The 18702-nt window shown below is 63.6% G+C and carries 14 protein-coding genes and 1 pseudogene; 8 read left to right on the top strand and 7 right to left on the bottom strand.

Going from position 1 to position 18702, the window contains the following annotated elements:
• Positions 1 to 59: 59 nt before the first annotated feature.
• Positions 60 to 749: a tetratricopeptide repeat protein gene (locus tag BUB78_RS00175; RefSeq protein ID WP_073193917.1), complete on the bottom strand. Its 690-nt coding sequence runs from the start codon at positions 747 to 749 to the stop codon at positions 60 to 62.
• A gap of 219 nt (positions 750 to 968) precedes the next feature.
• Between BUB78_RS00175 and BUB78_RS00170 the strand changes: the two genes are divergently transcribed.
• The 3 genes from BUB78_RS00170 (at position 969) to BUB78_RS00160 (ending at position 6368) form a co-directional block, all read left to right on the top strand.
• Positions 969 to 2204: an efflux RND transporter periplasmic adaptor subunit gene (locus BUB78_RS00170; protein WP_073194531.1), complete on the top strand. Its 1236-nt coding sequence runs from the start codon at positions 969 to 971 to the stop codon at positions 2202 to 2204.
• Positions 2201 to 5992 (top strand): efflux RND transporter permease subunit, encoded by a 3792-nt coding sequence (locus BUB78_RS00165; RefSeq protein ID WP_073193916.1) that lies wholly within the window; start codon positions 2201 to 2203, stop codon positions 5990 to 5992. The genes BUB78_RS00170 and BUB78_RS00165 overlap by 4 nt, the downstream gene beginning before the upstream one ends.
• 202 nt (positions 5993 to 6194) lie before the next feature.
• The gene (locus tag BUB78_RS00160; RefSeq protein WP_073193915.1) at positions 6195 to 6368 is read left to right on the top strand and encodes a VPEID-CTERM sorting domain-containing protein; all 174 of its coding nucleotides are present in this window, start codon (positions 6195 to 6197) and stop codon (positions 6366 to 6368) included.
• A gap of 17 nt (positions 6369 to 6385) precedes the next feature.
• On the opposite strand, the pseudogene xrtE reads toward BUB78_RS00160, so the two are convergent.
• The 5 genes and pseudogenes from xrtE to BUB78_RS00130 form a co-directional block, all read right to left on the bottom strand.
• Positions 6386 to 7883 (bottom strand): annotated as a pseudogene (gene xrtE / locus BUB78_RS21505) (exosortase E/protease, VPEID-CTERM system).
• 69 nt (positions 7884 to 7952) lie between these two features.
• A complete protein-coding gene (locus BUB78_RS00145; RefSeq protein ID WP_073193913.1) occupies positions 7953 to 8618 on the bottom strand; it encodes an alpha/beta hydrolase in 666 nt (221 codons plus the stop codon).
• Positions 8615 to 9244 (bottom strand): DNA-3-methyladenine glycosylase family protein, encoded by a 630-nt coding sequence (locus BUB78_RS00140; RefSeq protein ID WP_073193912.1) that lies wholly within the window; start codon positions 9242 to 9244, stop codon positions 8615 to 8617. Before BUB78_RS00140 ends, BUB78_RS00145 begins: the two co-directional genes overlap by 4 nt.
• Entirely contained in the window at positions 9241 to 9969 is a 729-nt protein-coding gene (locus tag BUB78_RS00135; RefSeq protein WP_073193911.1) for a cobalt-precorrin-6A reductase, read from the bottom strand. Before BUB78_RS00135 ends, BUB78_RS00140 begins: the two co-directional genes overlap by 4 nt.
• Positions 9966 to 11027: a cobalt-precorrin-5B (C(1))-methyltransferase gene (locus BUB78_RS00130; RefSeq protein WP_073193910.1), complete on the bottom strand. Its 1062-nt coding sequence runs from the start codon at positions 11025 to 11027 to the stop codon at positions 9966 to 9968. The genes BUB78_RS00135 and BUB78_RS00130 overlap by 4 nt, the downstream gene beginning before the upstream one ends.
• A gap of 221 nt (positions 11028 to 11248) precedes the next feature.
• On the opposite strand from BUB78_RS00130, the gene cobA reads away from it, so the two are divergent.
• From cobA to BUB78_RS00110, 4 genes are all read left to right on the top strand, one after another.
• Positions 11249 to 12124 carry a uroporphyrinogen-III C-methyltransferase gene (cobA, locus tag BUB78_RS00125; RefSeq protein WP_073193909.1) on the top strand — a complete coding sequence of 292 codons (876 nt, stop codon included), beginning with the start codon at positions 11249 to 11251 and terminating at the stop codon, positions 12122 to 12124.
• A complete protein-coding gene (locus BUB78_RS00120; RefSeq protein ID WP_073193908.1) occupies positions 12112 to 13377 on the top strand; it encodes a cobyrinic acid a,c-diamide synthase CobB in 1266 nt (421 codons plus the stop codon). Before cobA ends, BUB78_RS00120 begins: the two co-directional genes overlap by 13 nt.
• A 42-nt stretch (positions 13378 to 13419) precedes the next feature.
• Positions 13420 to 14637 (top strand): MFS transporter, encoded by a 1218-nt coding sequence (locus BUB78_RS00115; protein ID WP_073193907.1) that lies wholly within the window; start codon positions 13420 to 13422, stop codon positions 14635 to 14637.
• A 129-nt stretch (positions 14638 to 14766) separates the two neighbouring features.
• Positions 14767 to 15156, top strand: a complete 390-nt coding sequence (locus tag BUB78_RS00110) for a hypothetical protein (protein ID WP_073193906.1) — start codon at positions 14767 to 14769, stop codon at positions 15154 to 15156.
• A 56-nt stretch (positions 15157 to 15212) separates the two neighbouring features.
• On the opposite strand, the gene BUB78_RS00105 is transcribed toward BUB78_RS00110, so the two are convergent.
• The gene (locus BUB78_RS00105) at positions 15213 to 16172 is read right to left on the bottom strand and encodes an NAD(P)-dependent oxidoreductase (RefSeq protein WP_281248822.1); all 960 of its coding nucleotides are present in this window, start codon (positions 16170 to 16172) and stop codon (positions 15213 to 15215) included.
• Here BUB78_RS00105 and BUB78_RS00100 point away from each other — a divergent pair.
• On the top strand, positions 16171 to 18648 hold the full coding sequence (locus BUB78_RS00100) for a penicillin acylase family protein (protein WP_073193904.1): 2478 nt from the start codon (positions 16171 to 16173) through the stop codon (positions 18646 to 18648). The genes BUB78_RS00105 and BUB78_RS00100 overlap by 2 nt on opposite strands.
• The last annotated feature ends 54 nt before the right edge of the window (positions 18649 to 18702 follow it).

Here is an 18702-nt window from a genome sequence, read left to right as displayed (position 1 = left end):
GTGCCCTCACTTTTCGCCCTTTTCCGCCCATCGGAAATCTACCCGCTGAGCGCCCCGTCTTACTCGGATGCGGTCGCACCCACCTGGTCGATGCGCGCCGTCTCGGGCGGTTTGCCGCCCAGGGCCACAATCACTTGTGTGACGCGCCGACGCAAGCCCGCTGTGGCCTCGGCGTCAGCGGCGATTTGCATCATCCGCTCCAGCGCCGCTGTCTTGTCGCCGGTTTCCAGATCAATCAGGCCAAGCTGCTCTTCGGCCAAAAGCCGCACAAGCCCGCCCGAGCGCGTCAGCCCGTCCATCAGGGTGCGGCGGGTGGCAACGTCAAGCCCCGACTCAGGAAGCGCCACCGCCTTAAGCGTGGCAATCTGGCGATAAACCGGATCGGTGCCCTCGCGCTCGGCCATTGCCAAAAGGCGCCTGGCGGCGTCCTGCGGGCTCTCGGTCGCGGTCTCGGAGGCGGCCAGAAGATCAAGAACCGCCTGCGCCGACGGGTTGGGCACGGTGATCTCGCCCAGGGCCTGCGCGCGTGCATTTCGGTCTTCGAGGGCAAGCGCCGCTATAATCCTGTCGCCAAGCGCCTGTGCCGCATCGCGGGCCTGCGCCTTTTGCCACTCGTTCCAGGCCGCGCCGCCAACCAGCAAAAGGATCGCCAGAACCGCGATCCAGCCATAGCGGCGCATATACCCGAACAGACGGTCGCGGCGGACCTCTTCTGTGACTTCTTCAATGAAACTGTCGCTGTCGCTCACGCCCCGGCTCCCTTGCATTTTTCCCCTCTTAACCCGAAGCCCTGGCCCTGCCAAGGGGCGGCGGGCATTGCCGCGACGGAGCGGCTTGCGAGCGGCCGAAGAAAAGTTTAATCTGAACTGGTCAGTTTAGCGTGTGACGGTTTAAAGCCTCCGCATGCGCCTTTGTTGTGCAGCATGGTGGTCATGCGACCTGATGCGCCCGAGTCGGAAAGTTGCAAGATGCGTATAGTTCCTATTTTGATTGCCATTCTGGTCTCTGCGCTGATCTACGCCTTTGTGTTCGAGCGCGAACGCCTTCTTGCGCTGCTGCCCGCGCCGACACCCGAGGCGAGCGAGACCGCAAGCGACACCCCCGATACTGACGCGCCGAGCAATGCGCCGGACAAGGTTGGCGTCGTCGCCATCCATAGCCAGGCGCGGGTGATCGACAGCGCGGTGATCCTGCGCGGACGCACCGAGGCGGATCGCCTTGTAGAGCTGCGCGCCGAAACATCCGGCCTCGTGATCTCGGAACCGCTGCGCAAGGGCGCCTTCGTGGCCAAGGGCGATCTGCTGTGCCGCCTTGATCCGGCGGCGCGCAACGCCAATCTGGCCGAGGCCCGCGCCCGCCTTGCAGAGGCGATGACCCGCATCCCCGAGGCCGAGGCCCGCGCGGCAGAGGCCCGCGCCCAGCTTGCAGAGGCCGAAATCAACGTCAACGCCGCCGAGAACCTTGAGCGCGGCGGTTTCGCCTCGCAGACCCGCGTGGCCGCCACCCGCGCCGACCTCAGCTCGGCGCGGGCCTCGGTACAATCGGCCAGTTCCGGGCTTGAGGCCGCGCGCGCAGGCATCGAATCGGCCCGCGCCGCCGTAAGCGCCGCCGAAAGCGAGATTGCCCGCCTTGAGATCGCCGCGCCCTTCGAGGGCGTTCTGGAAACTGACACCGCCGAAATCGGCAGCCTTTTGCAACCCGGCGCGCTTTGCGCCACGGTGCTGCAACTTGATCCGATCGCGCTTGTCGGCTTCGTGTCGGAAATGCAGGTGGCCCGCGTCGAGCGTGGTGCCATGGCCACTGCGCGGCTTGCCTCGGGCCAAACCGTCGAGGGGCGTGTGTCCTTTCTGTCGCGTGCCGCCGATAACACCACCCGTACCTTTCGCGTCGAGATCGAGGTGCCCAACCCGGACCTTACCCTGCGCGACGGCGAAACCGCCGAGATCACGATCAGCGCCGAAGGCAAGACCGCGCATCTGTTGCCGCAATCGGCGCTGACGCTTGATGATGAGGGCACGCTTGGGGTGCGCATCGTCGATGCCGAGAGCCGCGCCCTGTTCACCCCGATCACCCTGTTGCGCGACACGCCGCAGGGGGTCTGGATGACCGGCCTGCCCGAGAGCGCCGATGTGATCGTGATCGGCCAGGAATACGTCACCGACGGCGTGCCCGTCAGCCCCGCCTTTCAGGAGCTTGGCCAATGACCGGCATCGTCGATTGGGCCGCCGCTCGCGCGCGCATGGTGTTGGCCTTTGTGGTGCTGTCGATCCTGGCGGGCACGCTGGCCTATGTCGGCCTGCCCAAAGAGGGCGAGCCCGATATCGAGATACCGGCCCTGTTCGTTTCGGTCCCCTTCCCCGGCATTTCCGCCGAAGACAGCGAGAAATTGCTGGTCAAGGTGATGGAAACCGAGCTGAGCGATCTGGACGGGCTCAAGAAAATGACCGGCACGGCGGCGGAAAACTATGGCGGCGTGGCGCTTGAGTTCGAATTTGGCTGGGACAAGACCAAGATTTTGGCCGATGTGCGCGATGCGATGGACACCGCCGAGGCCGAATTTCCCGATGGCGCCGAGAAATACACCCTGCGCGAGGTGAATTTCAGCGAATTCCCGATCATCATCGTCAACCTCAGCGGCCCGGTGCCCGAACGCACCATGGCGCGGCTTGCCAAGGATCTTCAGGACACGCTTGAGGGCATGGAACCGGTGCTTGAGGCCGGCATCGCGGGCAACCGCGACGAGATGGTCGAGGTGGTGATCGACCCGCTGCGCCTTGAGGCCTATAATGTGACCGCGCTTGAGCTGATCAATGTGGTGCGCAACAACAATCAGCTTATTGCCGCAGGCGAAGTCGACAATGCGCAGGGCACGTTCTCGGTCAAAATCCCGTCGTCCTTCGAGGAAACCCGCGATATCTATCGCCTGCCGATCAAGACCAATGGCGACCGGGTGGTGCGGCTTGGCGATCTGGCGACGATCAACCTGACGTTTGAGGATCGCATCGGCACCGCGCGCTTTAACGGCGAGACCACGGTGGCCTTGCAGGTGGTCAAGCGCAAAGGCTTTAACATCATCGACACCGCCGACCTTGTGCGCGCCGAGGTCGCCCGCGCCGCCGCCCGCTGGCCCGACGAGGTACGCGCGGCGGTAACCGTGGGCACCTCGAACGATCAGTCGCGCACCGTCGCCTCGATGGTAAGCCAGCTTGAAGGCTCGGTCCTGACGGCGATTGCGCTTGTGATGATCGTGATCCTGGCGACGCTTGGCATTCGCCCGGCCCTTTTGGTGGGCTTTGCGATCCCGACCTCGTTTTTGCTGTGCTTTGCCCTGTTGGCGATCATGGGCGTGTCGATTTCCAATATCGTGATGTTCGGCCTCATTCTGGCGGTGGGCATGCTGGTGGATGGCGCCATCGTTGTGGTCGAATATGCCGACAAGCGGATTGATGAGGGCGTCGGCCCGATGCATGCCTATGTCAGCGCCGCCAAGCGGATGTACTGGCCGGTGGTCAGCTCGACCGCGACCACGCTTTGCGCCTTTTTGCCGATGCTGTTCTGGCCCGGCATGCCGGGTCAGTTCATGGGCATGCTGCCGGTCACCCTGATCTTTGTTCTCAGTGCGTCGCTACTGGTGGCGCTGGTCTATCTGCCGGTGCTCGGCGGGGTGACCGGGCGGTCCGAGCGGTGGTTCAAGGAGCGGACCGCGCAGATCGCCAACGGCTTCTGGCTCTGGCATCTTTTGTTGCTGCCAGTGGCGGCGGGCGCGGTCCTGCTGGCTGGCAAGGCGGTGCCGCTCTTGCTGGCGGATGTCAGCGCCGCCTTTGCCGGCATGGACAGCACCGAAATCCTGGGATCGGTGATGCCGGTCCTGACCAAGGTCTTCGTGCTTTTGCTTGGCGTCGTGATCTTGGCGGCCATCGCGATCAGCGGCGTCGCCGGGTTTTTCCTCGGACTTCTGGCTATCGGCCGCCGTTTTGGCAATATGGGTCGCGCGCTTCTGCGTCGCGTGCTGCCCGACCGCCGCCCGCGCGTCAAAGCGGGCTATCGCCGCTCGCCCTTTGGCCGGGTGATCCATCTGATCACCGGCAATCCGGTCTCGCCGCTGCTGGCGTTTTGTGCGATTTTCGTGCTCGTCGGCTCGGTTCTGATCTATTACGTCAACAACAACAACGGCACCGAATTCTTTGTGGAATCCGAGCCGGAACAGGCCATCGTCTATGTGCGCGGGCGCGGAAACCTGTCGATTGATCAAAAGGACGATCTGGTCAAACAGGTCGAAGAGGTCGTGCTGGCGCATCCCGGCGTGCAGACCGCCTTTGCCTTTGCCGGGGATGGCGGGCTGAACAACAACACCGGCGGCGCACAGCCGCCCCGCGACACCATCGGTCAGGTCCAGCTTGAAACCATCCCCTGGGATGAGCGCCCGGTGAAGCGCGAAACCTGGTTCACCATTCCGCTCCTTGGCTATGAGGTTGGCCGTGCGGTCAAGGACGAGGCCTTTGACGGCGACACCATCATTGCAGAGCTGACCACGAAGCTTGAGAAAATCCCCGGCATCAAGATCGAGATACTCGGCAAGGCCCGCGGCCCGGCTTCGGCCAAGCCGTTGCATCTGCGCCTCAAGAGCGATGACTGGGACGCGCTGATCGGATTTACCGAAACGGCACGCGGGCATTTCGATGAAACGACCGGTCTGCACAAGATTGAAGACACCCTGCCCCTGCCCGGCATCGACTGGCAGATTGATGTCGATGTGGAAAAAGCCGGCCGCTTTGGCGCAGATGTGGCCACCGTCGGCGCGATGGTTCAACTTGTGACCCGCGGCATCCTGCTTGACACGATGCGGGTCGAAAGCAGCGATGAAGAGATCGAGATCCGCGTCCGCCTGCCCGAAAAAGACCGGGTTCTGTCGACGCTTGATAACCTCAAGGTGCGCACCGAAGACGGGCTTGTGCCGCTGAGCAATTTCACCACCCGCACCCCGGTACAGAAACTGGCCCAGATCGACCGTGTCGATCAGACCCGGTTTTTCGACATCAAGGCCGCCATTGTTGACGGGCTGAGCAAGACCGCCACCGATGCGCAGGGCCACGACATCACCGTGCCGATCACCGCCAACGAGCGAATCGAAGAGCTGACCACCTGGCTGGAAAGCGGCGTCATGCCCGCCAATGTGACCTATGAATGGACCGGCGACGCCGAGGACCAGAAAGAATCCGGCGCCTTCCTGCAAAAGGCTTTTATGGGCGCTTTGGGGTTGATGTTCATTATCCTGCTGGCGCAGTTCAACAGCGTCTATAACGCGGTTCTGGTGCTCTTGGCGGTGGTGCTTTCGACCACAGGCGTGTTGATCGGGATGCTGGTGATGAACCAGCCGTTTTCGATCATCATGACCGGCACCGGCATTGTCGCGCTTGCGGGGATCGTGGTGAACAACAACATCGTGCTGATCGACACCTATCAGGAATTCAGCCGCTACATGCCCCGGATCGAGGCGATCACCCGCACCACCGAGGCGCGCATCAGGCCGGTTTTGCTGACCACGATCACCACCATGGCGGGGCTTGCGCCGATGATGTTCGGGCTCAGCCTTGATTTCGTCGCGGGCGGCTATGCCTTCAACAGCCCGACCGCGCTCTGGTGGAAACAGCTGGCGACGGCGGTGGTGTTCGGGCTTGGCATTGCCACCGTGCTGACGCTGATCTTTACGCCTGCGATGCTGGCGATGCGGGTCTGGGCGGGCACCTATGTTCTCTGGGCGGCGCAATTGATGGCGAAACTGTCGATGGGTCGCAGCAGCCGCGCCGCGCGCGATTGGGCCCTCACGCGCGCCGCACGCCGGGTGCATGCGCCGGAACTTGTCTGGCCGGATGAGAGCGCGCCCGAGATCGGTTATGTTGAAGAGCCCGACACACCGCCCCCCGATCTTGAAGACCTGAAGCGCATTCTCGAGAGCCGCGACCCAAGCAAGCCGCTGCGCGCAGCCGAATAATTCGCTCAGGCCGCAAAAGGCGGCGGTACCGCGATTGCCCGCTGTCGGTCGTCGATTTGGTGAAATTTGGAAACAATCCGACAGCCCTGCCCGTTCTGTTTCACTCAGCGCCCCAGAAACGCCTCCGCCCTTGAAATGTGGCCATTTATGGGCAAATATATGTCGAAATATAGAGCAAAACGCATGCCGGGGAGACAGCGTCATGTGGGATTGGTTCACTTATTACTATGGCGGAAGCACGGGCGACTCCGGCGGTTCGACCTCAACGGCATCTTCGGTGCCCGAGATGGATGCCGCAAGCGGCACGCTGGCGATTGCCGTGGTACTGGCCGCGCTTGTTCTGGCCTGGGAAATCAAGCGCCGCACACGGGCCTGATCAGATCACGGGCCTGATCAGATCAGCGACCAGTCGCCCCGCCAAAGGGCGACAGCTGCGATAACAGCATTGGCAACAGCATGGGCGGCAATGGCATCAGCCAGCCGCCCTTTGCGCATGTAAAGCAGCGAAAAGACAAGCCCCGCAAGCCCGGCCTCGATCCAGCGACCATGCATCGCGGCGAACAGCGTGGCCGAGACCAGCACCGCGACGATCCGCGAGACCACCCCGCCTGATCAAGGCGCGCCTGAACATAGCCGCGCAAAAACATCTCTTCGATCAGCGGCACAAGTACCACCGTTCCGAAAATCCGCAAACCCGCCCATAGCGCCAGAGCCGCCCGGCCGGGCCAGATAACACATTGCGGTCGCGCGCGCCCACCAGAGCGCGCCCAGCATCATCGCCACCTGAAGCGGATAGCCAAGTGTCGGCGAGGACCAGAATGCCTGAACAACAAGCCCCGAGAGGGCGAATACGATAAAGGGCACAATCCGCTCGGCCACGTCATCCTGTGCCAGCGGGGCAGCAGGTTCTCGTTCGCGCTCCAGATCGCGCATCACAAAGCTACTGCGGCTGACCAGAACCAGCACGCCAATCGAGAGGGTCGAGAACATCAGCCAGCCGGCAAAGCTGTGAAAGCCGTTGACCGCAAGTTCTGGCGACAGATGCGCGCCGATCAACGGAAGCGCGGTGATGCGCAGCACGTTGAACACCCAGCTTGTCACAAGCGCCAGAGGCCAGATCACCAGCCAGAAGCGCTTGAGGCGCAAAGCGTCGCGAAACAACACCGCGAAGAGCGCCAGAAACACCGTGATCAGAACAAAGCCTTCGATCCCCGAGCAGCTATCGGCGACCCTGACCAGAAAATCATCCGCCCCGATCACATGCACGCTCGGGTCCGCTGTCACCCGGTCGGACACCAGCGACAAAATCACCACCACGGCGATAAAGGTGATATCGGTCAGAACCTCCTGATACCAGAGCGGCCCAAGCAGAACCATGAGCCCCGGCAAGACCGCCGCAAGCCCGATCAGCGCCAGGAGCGACCGCGCCCGCCCACGCAGCCAGTGCCACCAAGCGCCCGGCTTTGCCAGCCAGAAAAGACCGCCAAATGCGGCCAAAGCCGCGCCAAGCACAAGCACCGGAAACACAAGGTGAAACGCCGCGCTCATATCCGGCGGGGCCACCACGCCAAGCGGCGCAAGAATCAGGCCAAAGCCAAGCCCATGCACCAGCCCGGACATCCGCCCGCCCGGTGCGGTGCGACAGATATCGGCACAGTCGTGGCGCGCGCGGTCGCGCCTAAAGGTAGATGCCAAGCAGGAAACTGACGCACATCACCCCAAGCGCCAGCCCGGGCAGACCTCGGCAGGCGCCCTCAATCGCGGCCTGGCGGCATTCAATCTGGCTCAGGACCTGAAAGGCGAGGATCACCACGACCATCTCGGCCACGTATAACGCGCCAAGCCAGACCGCCCGCGAGGGCAGAAAGCGGGTCTGTGTTGCCTCTGTCATGGCCCAAAGCCCTATGTCCGAGACTTGATCGCAATAAGGCAGGCTTTGGGCGATTTGCAGGAGACCGCGTTAAAGCCCGAGCTTGTCGCGCATAAAGGCAAGCGCCACGCTTAGCCCATCAGGCGCAATCCCATGGCCCGTGCCCTTCATGATATGGGCATAGACATCCTGCCAGCCCGCCCCCTGCAAGGCCTCCGCGGCCTCGGGCAGGGATTGCACCGGCACCACGTCATCGGCATCGCCATGCAGCAACAGGATCGGCGGGCGGCTGACGGTATCGTCCTGCAACATCTCAGGCGACAACAGACGCCCCGAGAAGGCCACGACACCCGCCACCGCATCTTCGCGGCGCGGCGCCACATGCAGCGACATCATCGTGCCCTGGGAAAAGCCGAACAGGACCACCTGTTCGGGCAACAGATCCTCATCCACCATCAGCGCATCCAGAAACGCGTTCAGATCCTCAGAGGCCGCCATCAAGCCGCGATGCGCCTCTTCCTCGCTTGATCCGTCGATCCAGGGGATCGGAAACCATTGCAGCCCGAACGGCATGCCGGAAATGGATTCAGGCGCATCAGGCGCCAGGAATAACGTATCGGGAAGGTGCTCGCCCAAAGGATCGGCCAGCCCCAGAAGGTCGGCACCATTGGCGCCATAGCCGTGCAAAAAAACCACCGCCGAGCGGGTTGCGCCCGAAATTGGTTCCTTGCGCTCTGCTTTCAATACGCGTGTCATCTGATCCCTTCCCTGTCCTTCGCAATCCGGTAGTAGGCCCATAAAAGCCGCGCCGCAACCGATCGCCACGGCGCCCAACCTTCGGCCATCTGCCGAAACGCCCGCTCTTTCGGGCGCTCCGGCAGGTCATAAAGCAGGCGCGCGGCCTCTTGCAACGCAAGATCACCGGGAGCAAAGACATCGGCGCGCCCGAGGCTGAACATTGCATAAATTTCCGCCGTCCAGACCCCGATTCCGGGCACTTGGGTCAGCGTGGCGATCACCGCATCGTCGGGCGCGCTGCGCAGGGCATGATAATCAATCTCGGCCTCGGCCAGGGCGCGGGCATAGCGCGCCTTCTGACGGCTAAGCCCCTCGGCGCGCAGGCTCTCCTCTGAGGCGGCCAGAACCGCTTTCGGCTCGCTTAACCCTGCGGCCTTGAGCCGGGTCCAGATCGCATTGGCCGAGGCGACGCTGACCTGTTGGCTGACAATCGCGCTCAACAACCGCTCAAACCCATCCTCTGTGCGCCGCAATGGCAAGTCGCCGGTCTGCGCATAGGCCTCTTTCAGGCGCGGGCAGATGCCACAGAGATAGGCCGTACCCTCTTTCACATCCGCCTCGGTCTCAATAATCCGCCCGGTCATAGCGCATTCACCCAAGTCAGCGCCGCCTCGACGGTTTCCACGCGCGGCGCGTCGGGCTGTTCGGGGCGGTTGATCACAAGCACCCGAAGGCCAAGATCGCGCGCCGCCACGAGTTTCGACATCGGCGCGCTGCCGCCTGCATTCTTGACCACAAGCCAGTCGATGGCGAGGCGCTTGAACAGCTCGCGCTCATGCTCTTCGCTGAACGGCGGCCGCCCGATCAGGTATTCGCCGTTTTCAAACGGAAACGCCGCCTCGGGCGGGTCGATCTGACGACAGATAAGATAGCATCCGGCGAGGTTGGCAAAGCGCTCAAGCGTTTGCCGCCCGGTGGCCAGAAACACCCTCGCGCCCTTCGGGATATGGGCGACGGCGTCTTCTTCGCGGTCGATGAACACCCAATTATCACCGGGGCCTGCCGTCCATTCGGGGCGCAACAGCTGGCAATAGTGAATGCCCTGCGCCGCGCAGACCCGCGCGCTGCGCCGTGAGATATGCGCCGCAAAAGGGTGCGTTGCGTCAAGCACCGCCCTGATCTCCGCCTCTTGCAGATAGCGCGCAAAGCCCTCTGCCCCGCCAAACCCGCCAATCCGAAGCGGCACACCAAGCGCCTGCGGCGCCCGCGTTGCCCCCGCCAGCGAGGCCACTACATCGCGGCCCTGCTCGCTCAATGCACGCGCCAATGTCTGGGCTTCTCCCGTGCCCGCCAGCAACAGGATCGTCATGCGCCCGGCCCAGGCGCGCCCGCGCGGGCAATAACCGCGCCCTTGCGATCAATCACCACGATATCAACGCCGATCGCATCGGGCAACATGGCCCGCACCTTTTCAAGCGCCGTCTCCGCCACCCAATTTGCCAGGGTTTCCCCAGCCTCTTCATAGGCTTGAAGCGCAGTATTCATGTATTTCAGGTCAGGCATGCCAAGCACCTCGGCCAGGGCGTCAAAATCCACCTGACTGCGCCCGGAATGCAGATCGCGCGCGCCCTGCGCCAGCTTGACCATCTTGCCGATCCCGCCGCCAATTGTGACATGGGGCAAGGGATGCTTGGCGAGATACTTCAACAACCCACCGGCAAAATCGCCCATATCCAGCATGGCATGATCCGGCAGGCCGTAAAGCTGTTGCACCACCGTCTCGCTGGTGGCCCCGGTACAGCCCGCCACATGCGCCAGGTCGGCACCACGCGCCACGTCGATCCCGCGGTGAATAGAGGCGATCCAGGCGGCGCAGGAAAACGGCCGTACAATGCCGGTGGTGCCAAGGATCGACAGACCGCCCTTGATGCCCAAACGCGGGTTCCAGGTCTGCTGCGCAAGCGCCGCGCCGCCGGGCACCGAAATCGTGATCTCGATATCGGGGCGCTCGCCAAGCCGCTCGGCGGTGTCGGCAACGGTGGCCTGCATCATCTGGCGCGGCACCGGATTGATGGCCGGTTCTCCGGGCGGGATCGGCAGGCCCGGCATGGTAACCACACCCACGCCCTCACCCGCGCGAAACACGACGCCCTTTGCCGAGTGCGCCACCCGTGCGATGATCATCGCGCCATGGGTGACATCCGGGTCATCGCCCGCATCCTTGATCACCCCGGCCTCGGCCCAACCCTCGCCCTGATCGGCATGCGCGATGGCAAATTCCGGCATCTCGCCCTTGGGCAGGGTTATCACCACCGATTTCGGGCAAGGCGCCCCCCATAGCATTTCAAGCGCCGCGCGCGTGGCGGCGGTGGCGCAGGCGCCCGTGGTCCAGCCGCGGCGCAGGGGGGTATCGGGTTTGCGTGCCATATCTTGCGCGGACTATAGGCGCGCCGCCGCACAAGGCCAATTGCCAAATCCACCCGGAGGATCTTTCGCGGCCTCCCCCTTCTTCTTGCCCTAAATATCCCCGCCGGAGGCTCCTCAGCTGTCCGCATGCGGAGCGCGTGAAGTGTGATCATGTCGCTCTTCACCCGGTGTTGCGTCGCTTGCCACCTTTTCCCCCGGGCAGACTCGCGGCATATAGAGGCATGACCGACTCGCACCCCTCTTTTCCCGCCCGCCTTGCCGGGCATGACTGGCCCGAACTCAAACCCGGCTGGGTCTGGCTTTGCGGCGCAGGCCCCGGTGATCCGGGGCTTTTGACGCTGCATGCGCTCAATGCGCTCAATCAGGCCGATGTGGTGATCTATGACGCCCTGGTGCAGCAGGATATTCTAGCCTGGGCCCCGCAGGCCCGCCACATCTATGCGGGCAAACGCGGCGGCAAGCCCTCGGCGAAACAGCGCGACATCTCTTTGCAACTCGTCGATCTGGCACGCGCCGGTCACAAGGTGCTGCGCCTCAAGGGCGGCGATCCGTTTGTCTTCGGGCGTGGCGGCGAAGAGGCGCAAACCCTGGTGCAACATGGCGTGCCGGTGCGCATCATCCCCGGCATCAGCGCGGGCATCGGCGGTCTGGCCTATGCCGGCATCCCGGTGACCCATCGCGACGTCAACCAGTCGGTGACCTTTGTCACCGGCCATGATCAATCCGGCGAAACCCCCTGTTCGCTCGACTGGCAGGCCATCGCCAAGGGTAGCCAGGTCCTCGTGATCTACATGGGCATGAAGCACGCAGCCCAGATCACTGCCTCGTTGCTCGCCGCGGGCCGCCCCGCGGATGAGCCTTGCGCGGTGGTGTCCTCGGCCACCACCCCGGACCAAAAAGTGCTTGAAACCACCCTCGGCCAGATGGCCGCCGATATCGAGGCCAGCGGGATGGAGCCGCCGGCGATCCTCTGCGTCGGGCGCTCTGTCCTGATGCGTCAGGTGCTTGACTGGCAAGGCATGATGGCAGGCGCGGCACCGCGCGACCTTGATCCTCTGGGGCGTGGCCTCCCGGCCGAGGTTTCATGCCCGGGCTGATCCTGGCCGCGCCCTCGTCGGGTGCGGGCAAGACAACCGTGACGCTGGCGCTTTTGCGGCTTTTGTCCCGCGAGGGGCTGGCGGTGCGCGGTGCCAAATCCGGCCCCGATTACATCGACCCCCGCTTTCACGAGGCCGCCTGTGGCGCGCCCTGCCCCAATCTTGATGCCTGGGCCATGTCACCTGAGCGGCTTGCCGATCTGGCCGCAGGCGACGGTCTTTTGATCATCGAAGGCGCGATGGGTCTGTTTGACGGCGCCGCGCCCGACGGGCGCGGCGCGGTGGCCGACCTTGCGCGCAAAATGTCGCTTCCGGTGGTGCTTGTGGTCGATGCCGGGCGAATGGCCGGTTCTGTCGCCCCGCTGGTGGCCGGATTTGCCGGGTATGATGCCTCCGTGCGCGTGGCCGGGGTCATTCTCAACAATGTCGGCTCCGAGCGCCACGAGGCAATGTTGCGCCGCGCGCTCGCCCCGCTAGGCCTGCCGGTTCTGGCAGCCCTGCGCCGCAGCCCCGACCTCGCGCAGCCCTCGCGCCACCTTGGATTGGTGCAGGCCTCAGAGCGCGCCGATCTTGAGGCTTTCCTGAACACGGCGGCGGATGCGCTTGGTGCCACGCTTGATCGCAATGCGATTTTGGCGCTTGCCGCACCCTTGCCCGCCCCCGGCAAAGCCGCCCGCCTTGTGCCACCCGCGCAGGTGATTGCCGTGGCACAGGACCGCGCCTTTGGCTTTGCCTACCCGCATATGCTGGGCGATTGGCGCGCGGCGGGCGCAGAGCTTCGCATGTTCTCGCCACTCGAAGATGAGCCGGTGCCCGACGCCGGTTTCGTGTTTCTGCCCGGCGGCTATCCCGAGCTGCATGCCGGGCGGCTGAGCAACGCTCACACCTTCATGCAAAGCCTGAGGATCTCCGCGCAAAACTCTGATATTTATGGAGAATGCGGCGGATACATGACCCTTGGTGAGGGCCTGATCGACGCGGACGGCACGCGCCACGCCATGGCAGGCCTCTTGCCGCTTGAGACCAGTTTTGCCACACGCAAACTGCACCTGGGATACCGGCGGCTCACCGCCCCTGACGGGCCGTTTCGCGGCGCATGGGCCGGGCATGAATTTCATTACGCCAGCACCCTGCGCGCCGAAGGGCCGCCGCTGTTTGCCGCTCAGGACGCCGAGGGCACCGCCCTGCCCGATATGGGATTGAAGCACAGCCGGGTCAGTGGCTCGTTCGCGCATCTGATCGACCGGCGTTAATTGCGCTTGCGGCGCATGCGCACGCGGTCTAGCACTTTGCCCATGACTGATGCCGCCCTCATGCCCGACGATAGCCGCGCCCGGCGCAATGTTGCCGTTCTGGTCGCTGCACAAGCGGTTCTTGGCGCGCAGATGCCGATGATATTTGTCGTGGCCGGCTTGGCCGGGCAATCCTTGGCCACCAATATCTGTTTTGCCACCCTGCCGATTTCGCTGATCGTCCTCGGCTCGATGCTCTCGGCAACGCCGGTTTCGCACCTGATGCAGACCTACGGGCGCCGCGCCGGCTTTATGCTTGGCGCAGGGGCTGGCGCAATCGGAGGGGCAATTGGGGCCTATGGCCTTTATGTCGCGTCGTTTCCACTCTTCCTTTTCGGAAGCCTGATCACCGGCACCTATATGTCAGCACAGGGGTTTTACCGCTTTGCCGCTGCCGACACGGCCAGCGACGGCTTTCGCCCCAAGGCGATCTCTTACGTGATGGCGGGCGGGTTGCTGAGCGCCATTATCGGCCCGCAACTTGTCAAGATCACCTCGCAGGCGATGGTGATTCCGTTTCTCGGCACCTATCTTGCGGTGATTGCGCTGAACCTTGGCGGCGCGTTCTTGTTTCTGCTGCTGGATATTCCCAGGCCGCCGGTGCCGTCAGTGGACGCACCGCGCGGGCGTACCCGGATGGAATTGCTCAGAACACCACGCATCGCCGTCGCCGTGATCTGTGCAATGGTGGCCTACGCGCTGATGAACCTGGTGATGACGTCGACCCCGCTGGCGGTGGTCGGCTGTGGTTTTACCGAAAACCATGCCGCTGATATTGTCACGGCCCATGTGCTGGCGATGTATGTACCGTCCTTCTTCACAGGCCATCTGATCGCGCGCTTTGGCGTCGAGAGGATCGTGGCGACCGGCCTTTTGATCCTGGCCGCTGCCGGTGCCGTGGCCTTGCAGGGCATCGAGATCGGCAACTTCTTCGGCGCATTGATCCTGCTTGGGCTTGGCTGGAACTTCGGCTTTATCGGGGCCACGACCATGCTTGCCGGAGCCCACGCCCCGCACGAGCGCGGCCGGATGCAGGGGCTGAACGACCTTCTGGTCTTCGGCGGCGTAACCTTCGCCTCTCTTGCCTCTGGCGGCTTGATGAACTGCTCGGGCGGTGATGCTCAGACCGGCTGGACAGCGGTCAATCTCGCCATGGCGCCGTTTCTGGTTCTGGCGGGCGGCGCGCTGATCTGGCTGATGCTGCGCCCGAAAGACGCCTGAGAGCTATGAGACAAATGTCGAATTTGAGTATTTTCAGAACGGTGAAAGACATGTTGCCTCCTTTCATCTTTCCCTGAAATACTCATTTCCAAGGGGCCTGCCGCAAACACTAACCGAATTGGGAATCACATGATTTTGGACATTTGGCAAAGCTATCGGCGCCTGCCCATTTGGGTGCAGCTTTGGGTCGCGCTTATCCTTGTGCCGGTGAATGCCGCCTCGCTGGTGTTTTTGGGGGCGCCGATGGGGGCCTGGGTGGCGGTCATGGCTGTCGGGGCGATGCTTTTGAATGGGGTGATCATGCTGGTTGAGCGCGGGTTTTCAAAGATGATGGCCCTGCCGCATGTGCTGATCTGGACGCCGCTTGTCGTGCTGATCCTGTGGCTTTTGGCAAAGGGCGATCTCGCGCCGGGATATGCGCGTTACCTTATGGTCCTGCTTGCGGTTGATCTGTTTTCACTGGCGCTGGATTATGCCGATACCGTGAAATGGCTCAAGGGAGAGCGCCACATCGCGTGACGCTGGCCCGAAGCGAGGCCGCCCAACCGGGAGGAAGAGCGGCCTCCGTTGCTGCTTTAGCCGAGTTTGCTCAGGCGTTTGAACAGGCTTGAGGTATCCCAACGCCCGCCGCCCATGTTCTGCACATCCTTGTAGAACTGATCCACAAGCGCCGTGACCGGCAGGCTGGCGCCGGTTTCATCCGCCGTGCTCAGGCAGATGCCCAGATCCTTGCGCATCCAGTCGACGGCAAAGCCATGCTCGAACTTGTCGTCGATCATCGTCTCGTAGCGGTTCGACATCTGCCAGCTGCCGGCGGCGCCCTGGCTGATCACCTCGACCACGGCACGCCCGTCAAGACCGGCCTTGTCGGCGAAATGCAGCGCTTCGCTGAGCCCCTGAACCAGACCGGCAATGGCAATCTGGTTGCACATCTTGGTCATCTGACCGGCGCCACTCTCGCCGATCCGGCGGCACAGCTTGGCATAGGTGTTCATCACCGGCTCGGCCGCGTCATAGGCGCCCTGATCGCCGCCACACATGATCGAGAGCTGGCCGTTTTCGGCCCCTGCCTGACCACCGGAAATCGGCGCATCGACAAAGTTCAGCCCCGCCGCCTTGGCCGCGGCGTAAAGCTCGGTCGTGACCTTCGCCGACACCGTGGTGTGATCGACAAATGTGGCCCCGGCCTTCATACCCGCAAAAGCCCCGTCCGGCCCAAGACAAACGCCGCGCAGATCATCGTCATTGCCGACGCAGGCCATCACGAAATCCGCGCCTTCCGCCGCCTCGCGCGGGGTCGCGGCATGCGAGCCGCCATGCTCGGCCGCCCATTTATCGGCTTTTGCCGCCGTGCGGTTATAGACGCAGACATCGTGGCCAGCCGCCTGCAAATGCCCCGCCATCGGATAGCCCATCACACCGAGCCCAAGAAACGCCAGTTTCGTCATTGTCTTTCCTCTCCCATTGTCTCGCCCCGGATTTCTGACTATCCCCAAAGCCTGATGCAAGTGGAAAATAGGACGGGCGACAGGCATGTCACAGGTTATGAAGTGGTTATTGCGCCTTGCGGGCGGGGCCGTCCTTCTGGCGCTGCTGGTTTTGAGCGGAGCCTATTTCTTGTTGTCGCGCTCCTTGCCCGATTATGACAGGCACCTCACGGTAAGTGGCCTGAGCGCCCCGGTCGAGATCGTGCGCAACAATGCCAATGTTCCGCATATCTTTGGTACCACCGACGCGGATACGTTTTTCGGGCTCGGCTATGCCCATGCCCAGGATCGCCTCTGGCAGATGATGATAATGCGCCGCACGGCTCAGGGCCGCCTCTCAGAAGTGTTCGGCGCGCGCACGCTCAACATCGACAAGGTGCTGCGCCGCTTTGATCTTTACACGCAGGCGCGCCAGTCGGTCGAGGTGCAGGATGCGCAAACCCTCGCCGCGCTCAAGGCCTATTCCGCGGGCGTTAATGCACGGCTGGCCGAAATCAACGCCTCCGCCCTTGGCCGCGGCGCGCCGGAACAGTTCCTTTTCAACGCACCGATTTCGCCCTGGCAGCCGGCCGATTCCATTGCCCTGATCAAATTGCTGGCCGTGCAACTGTCGTCGCATCTTGAAAACGAGGTGCTGTTTGCGCGCTCCTCACTGGCGCTTGAAGACGCGGCACGGCTTGACGATATCATGCCGCTCGCCCCCGGAAGCGGGATCGCCGCCCTGCCCGGTTATGCCGCTCTGTTCCCGGCCGAGAGCTGGCGGCGCGTGGCCCGCGCCGAGACCGCGCCCAAAGACCCGCTGTCGCCGTTCAACAAGCGCGCCTTTGCCGGGGCCTCGAACGCCTTTGCTGCTGCGCCTGCGCGCTCGACCTCGGGGGGCACTCTCTTGGCCAATGATCCGCATCTGGGGTTTTCAGCCCCCGGCATCTGGTATCTGGCCCGGCTTGAGTTGCGCTCCGGTGGCGTGATCGGCGGCACCATTCCGGGCATTCCGGTGGTCCTGACCGGACGCAGCGCGCGCTTGGGCTGGGGCGTGACCTCGTCCTACATGGATGATCAGGACCTGTTCATCGAAGAGCTCAACCCGGCCAACCCGTCGGAATATCGCACGCCTGACGGGTACAAACCGTTCCGCACCTCGCGCTCGATCATCCAGATCAAGGACGAGGCCCCGGTCACGCTGACCCTGCGCTGGTCCGACAATGGCCCGATCCTGCCCGGCAGCCACTATGACCTCGCCGAGGTCACCCCCGCCGGTCATGTCGCCGCCCTGAGCTGGACCGCACTGAGCGCGCAGGACACGACGATGACCGCCGCAATGGCGCTGATGCGGGCGCAATCGGTGGATCAGGGGATCGAGGCCGGGCGGCTTTTCGTGGCGCCCTCGCAGAACCTGACGCTTGTCGATCAAGAGGTGATCGCTCTTAAGTCCATCGGCGCAATGCCGCGCCGCGATGCGCGTCACGAAAGCCAGGGCCGCATGCCAAGCCGTGGCTGGTTGCCGGAAAACCGCTGGCAGGGGATGCTGGCCTATGCCGCCCACCCCGAATTCATTGCCCCTCAGGGCGGGATCCTCGGCAACACCAACAACAAGGTGGTTGACCGGCCCTTCCCGCTTCACATGAGCTTTCTGTGGGGCGACACACAGCGCGTGCACCGCTGGCGACGCCTGATGCAGAACCGCGAGGTGCATACCCGCGACAGCTTTATCGAGGCCCAGCTTGACAACGTAAGCTTTACCGCCCGCTCGCTTCTACCCCTGATCGGTGCCGATCTGTGGTTCACCGGCGAGGCCGCCCCCGAGGGCACACCAGAGCGCCTGCGCCAACGCGCGTTGACGCTTTTGGCAGAGTGGAACGGCGAGATGAACGAACACCTGCCCGAGCCGCTGATTTACGCCGCCTGGATGCGCGCGCTTCAAAATCGGCTGATCCGCGATGATCTCGGCCCCCTGGCTTATGAGTTTGACCACCCTGACCCGGTCTTTATCGAGCGCGTGTTCCGCAATGCCGATGGCGCTTCGGCCTGGTGCGATGTCAAGCAATCCTCGCCGATTGAGACCTGCACCGATATCGCGCGCATGGCACTTGACGACGCGCTGATCTGGATATCAGAGCGCTATGGCACCTCGCTGGAAAGCCTGCGATGGGGCGACGCACATCAGGCCACCCATGACCATCAGGTCCTCGGCGAAGTGCCACTCCTGCGCTATTTCGTGAACATCCGCCAATCCACCTCGGGGGGCGACAACACCCTGTTGCGCGGGCGCACACGCGGCGGCGACGGGCCCGATCCGTTCCAGAACGTGCACGGCGCCGGCTACCGCGGGGTCTATGACTTCGCCGATCCCGACAGCAGCGTGTTCGTCATCGCCACCGGCCAGTCGGGCCATTTCCTCAGCCGCCATTACGATGACCTCTCGCAACTCTGGCGGCGCGGCGAATATATCCCGATGTCGCTTGACGAGGGCCTGGCGCGCGCCGCTGCCGTGGGCATCACCACGCTGACCCCGGCAGCCCCCTGACACCCCTTCTTCTTGGCACAAATACTCCCGCCGGAGGCGTCCCGCCCGCGCCCC

Origin of the sequence: Roseovarius marisflavi (genome assembly GCF_900142625.1) — a bacterium.
GTDB lineage: Bacteria > Pseudomonadota > Alphaproteobacteria > Rhodobacterales > Rhodobacteraceae > Roseovarius > Roseovarius marisflavi.
This window is presented reverse-complemented; position numbering and strand designations above follow the sequence as displayed.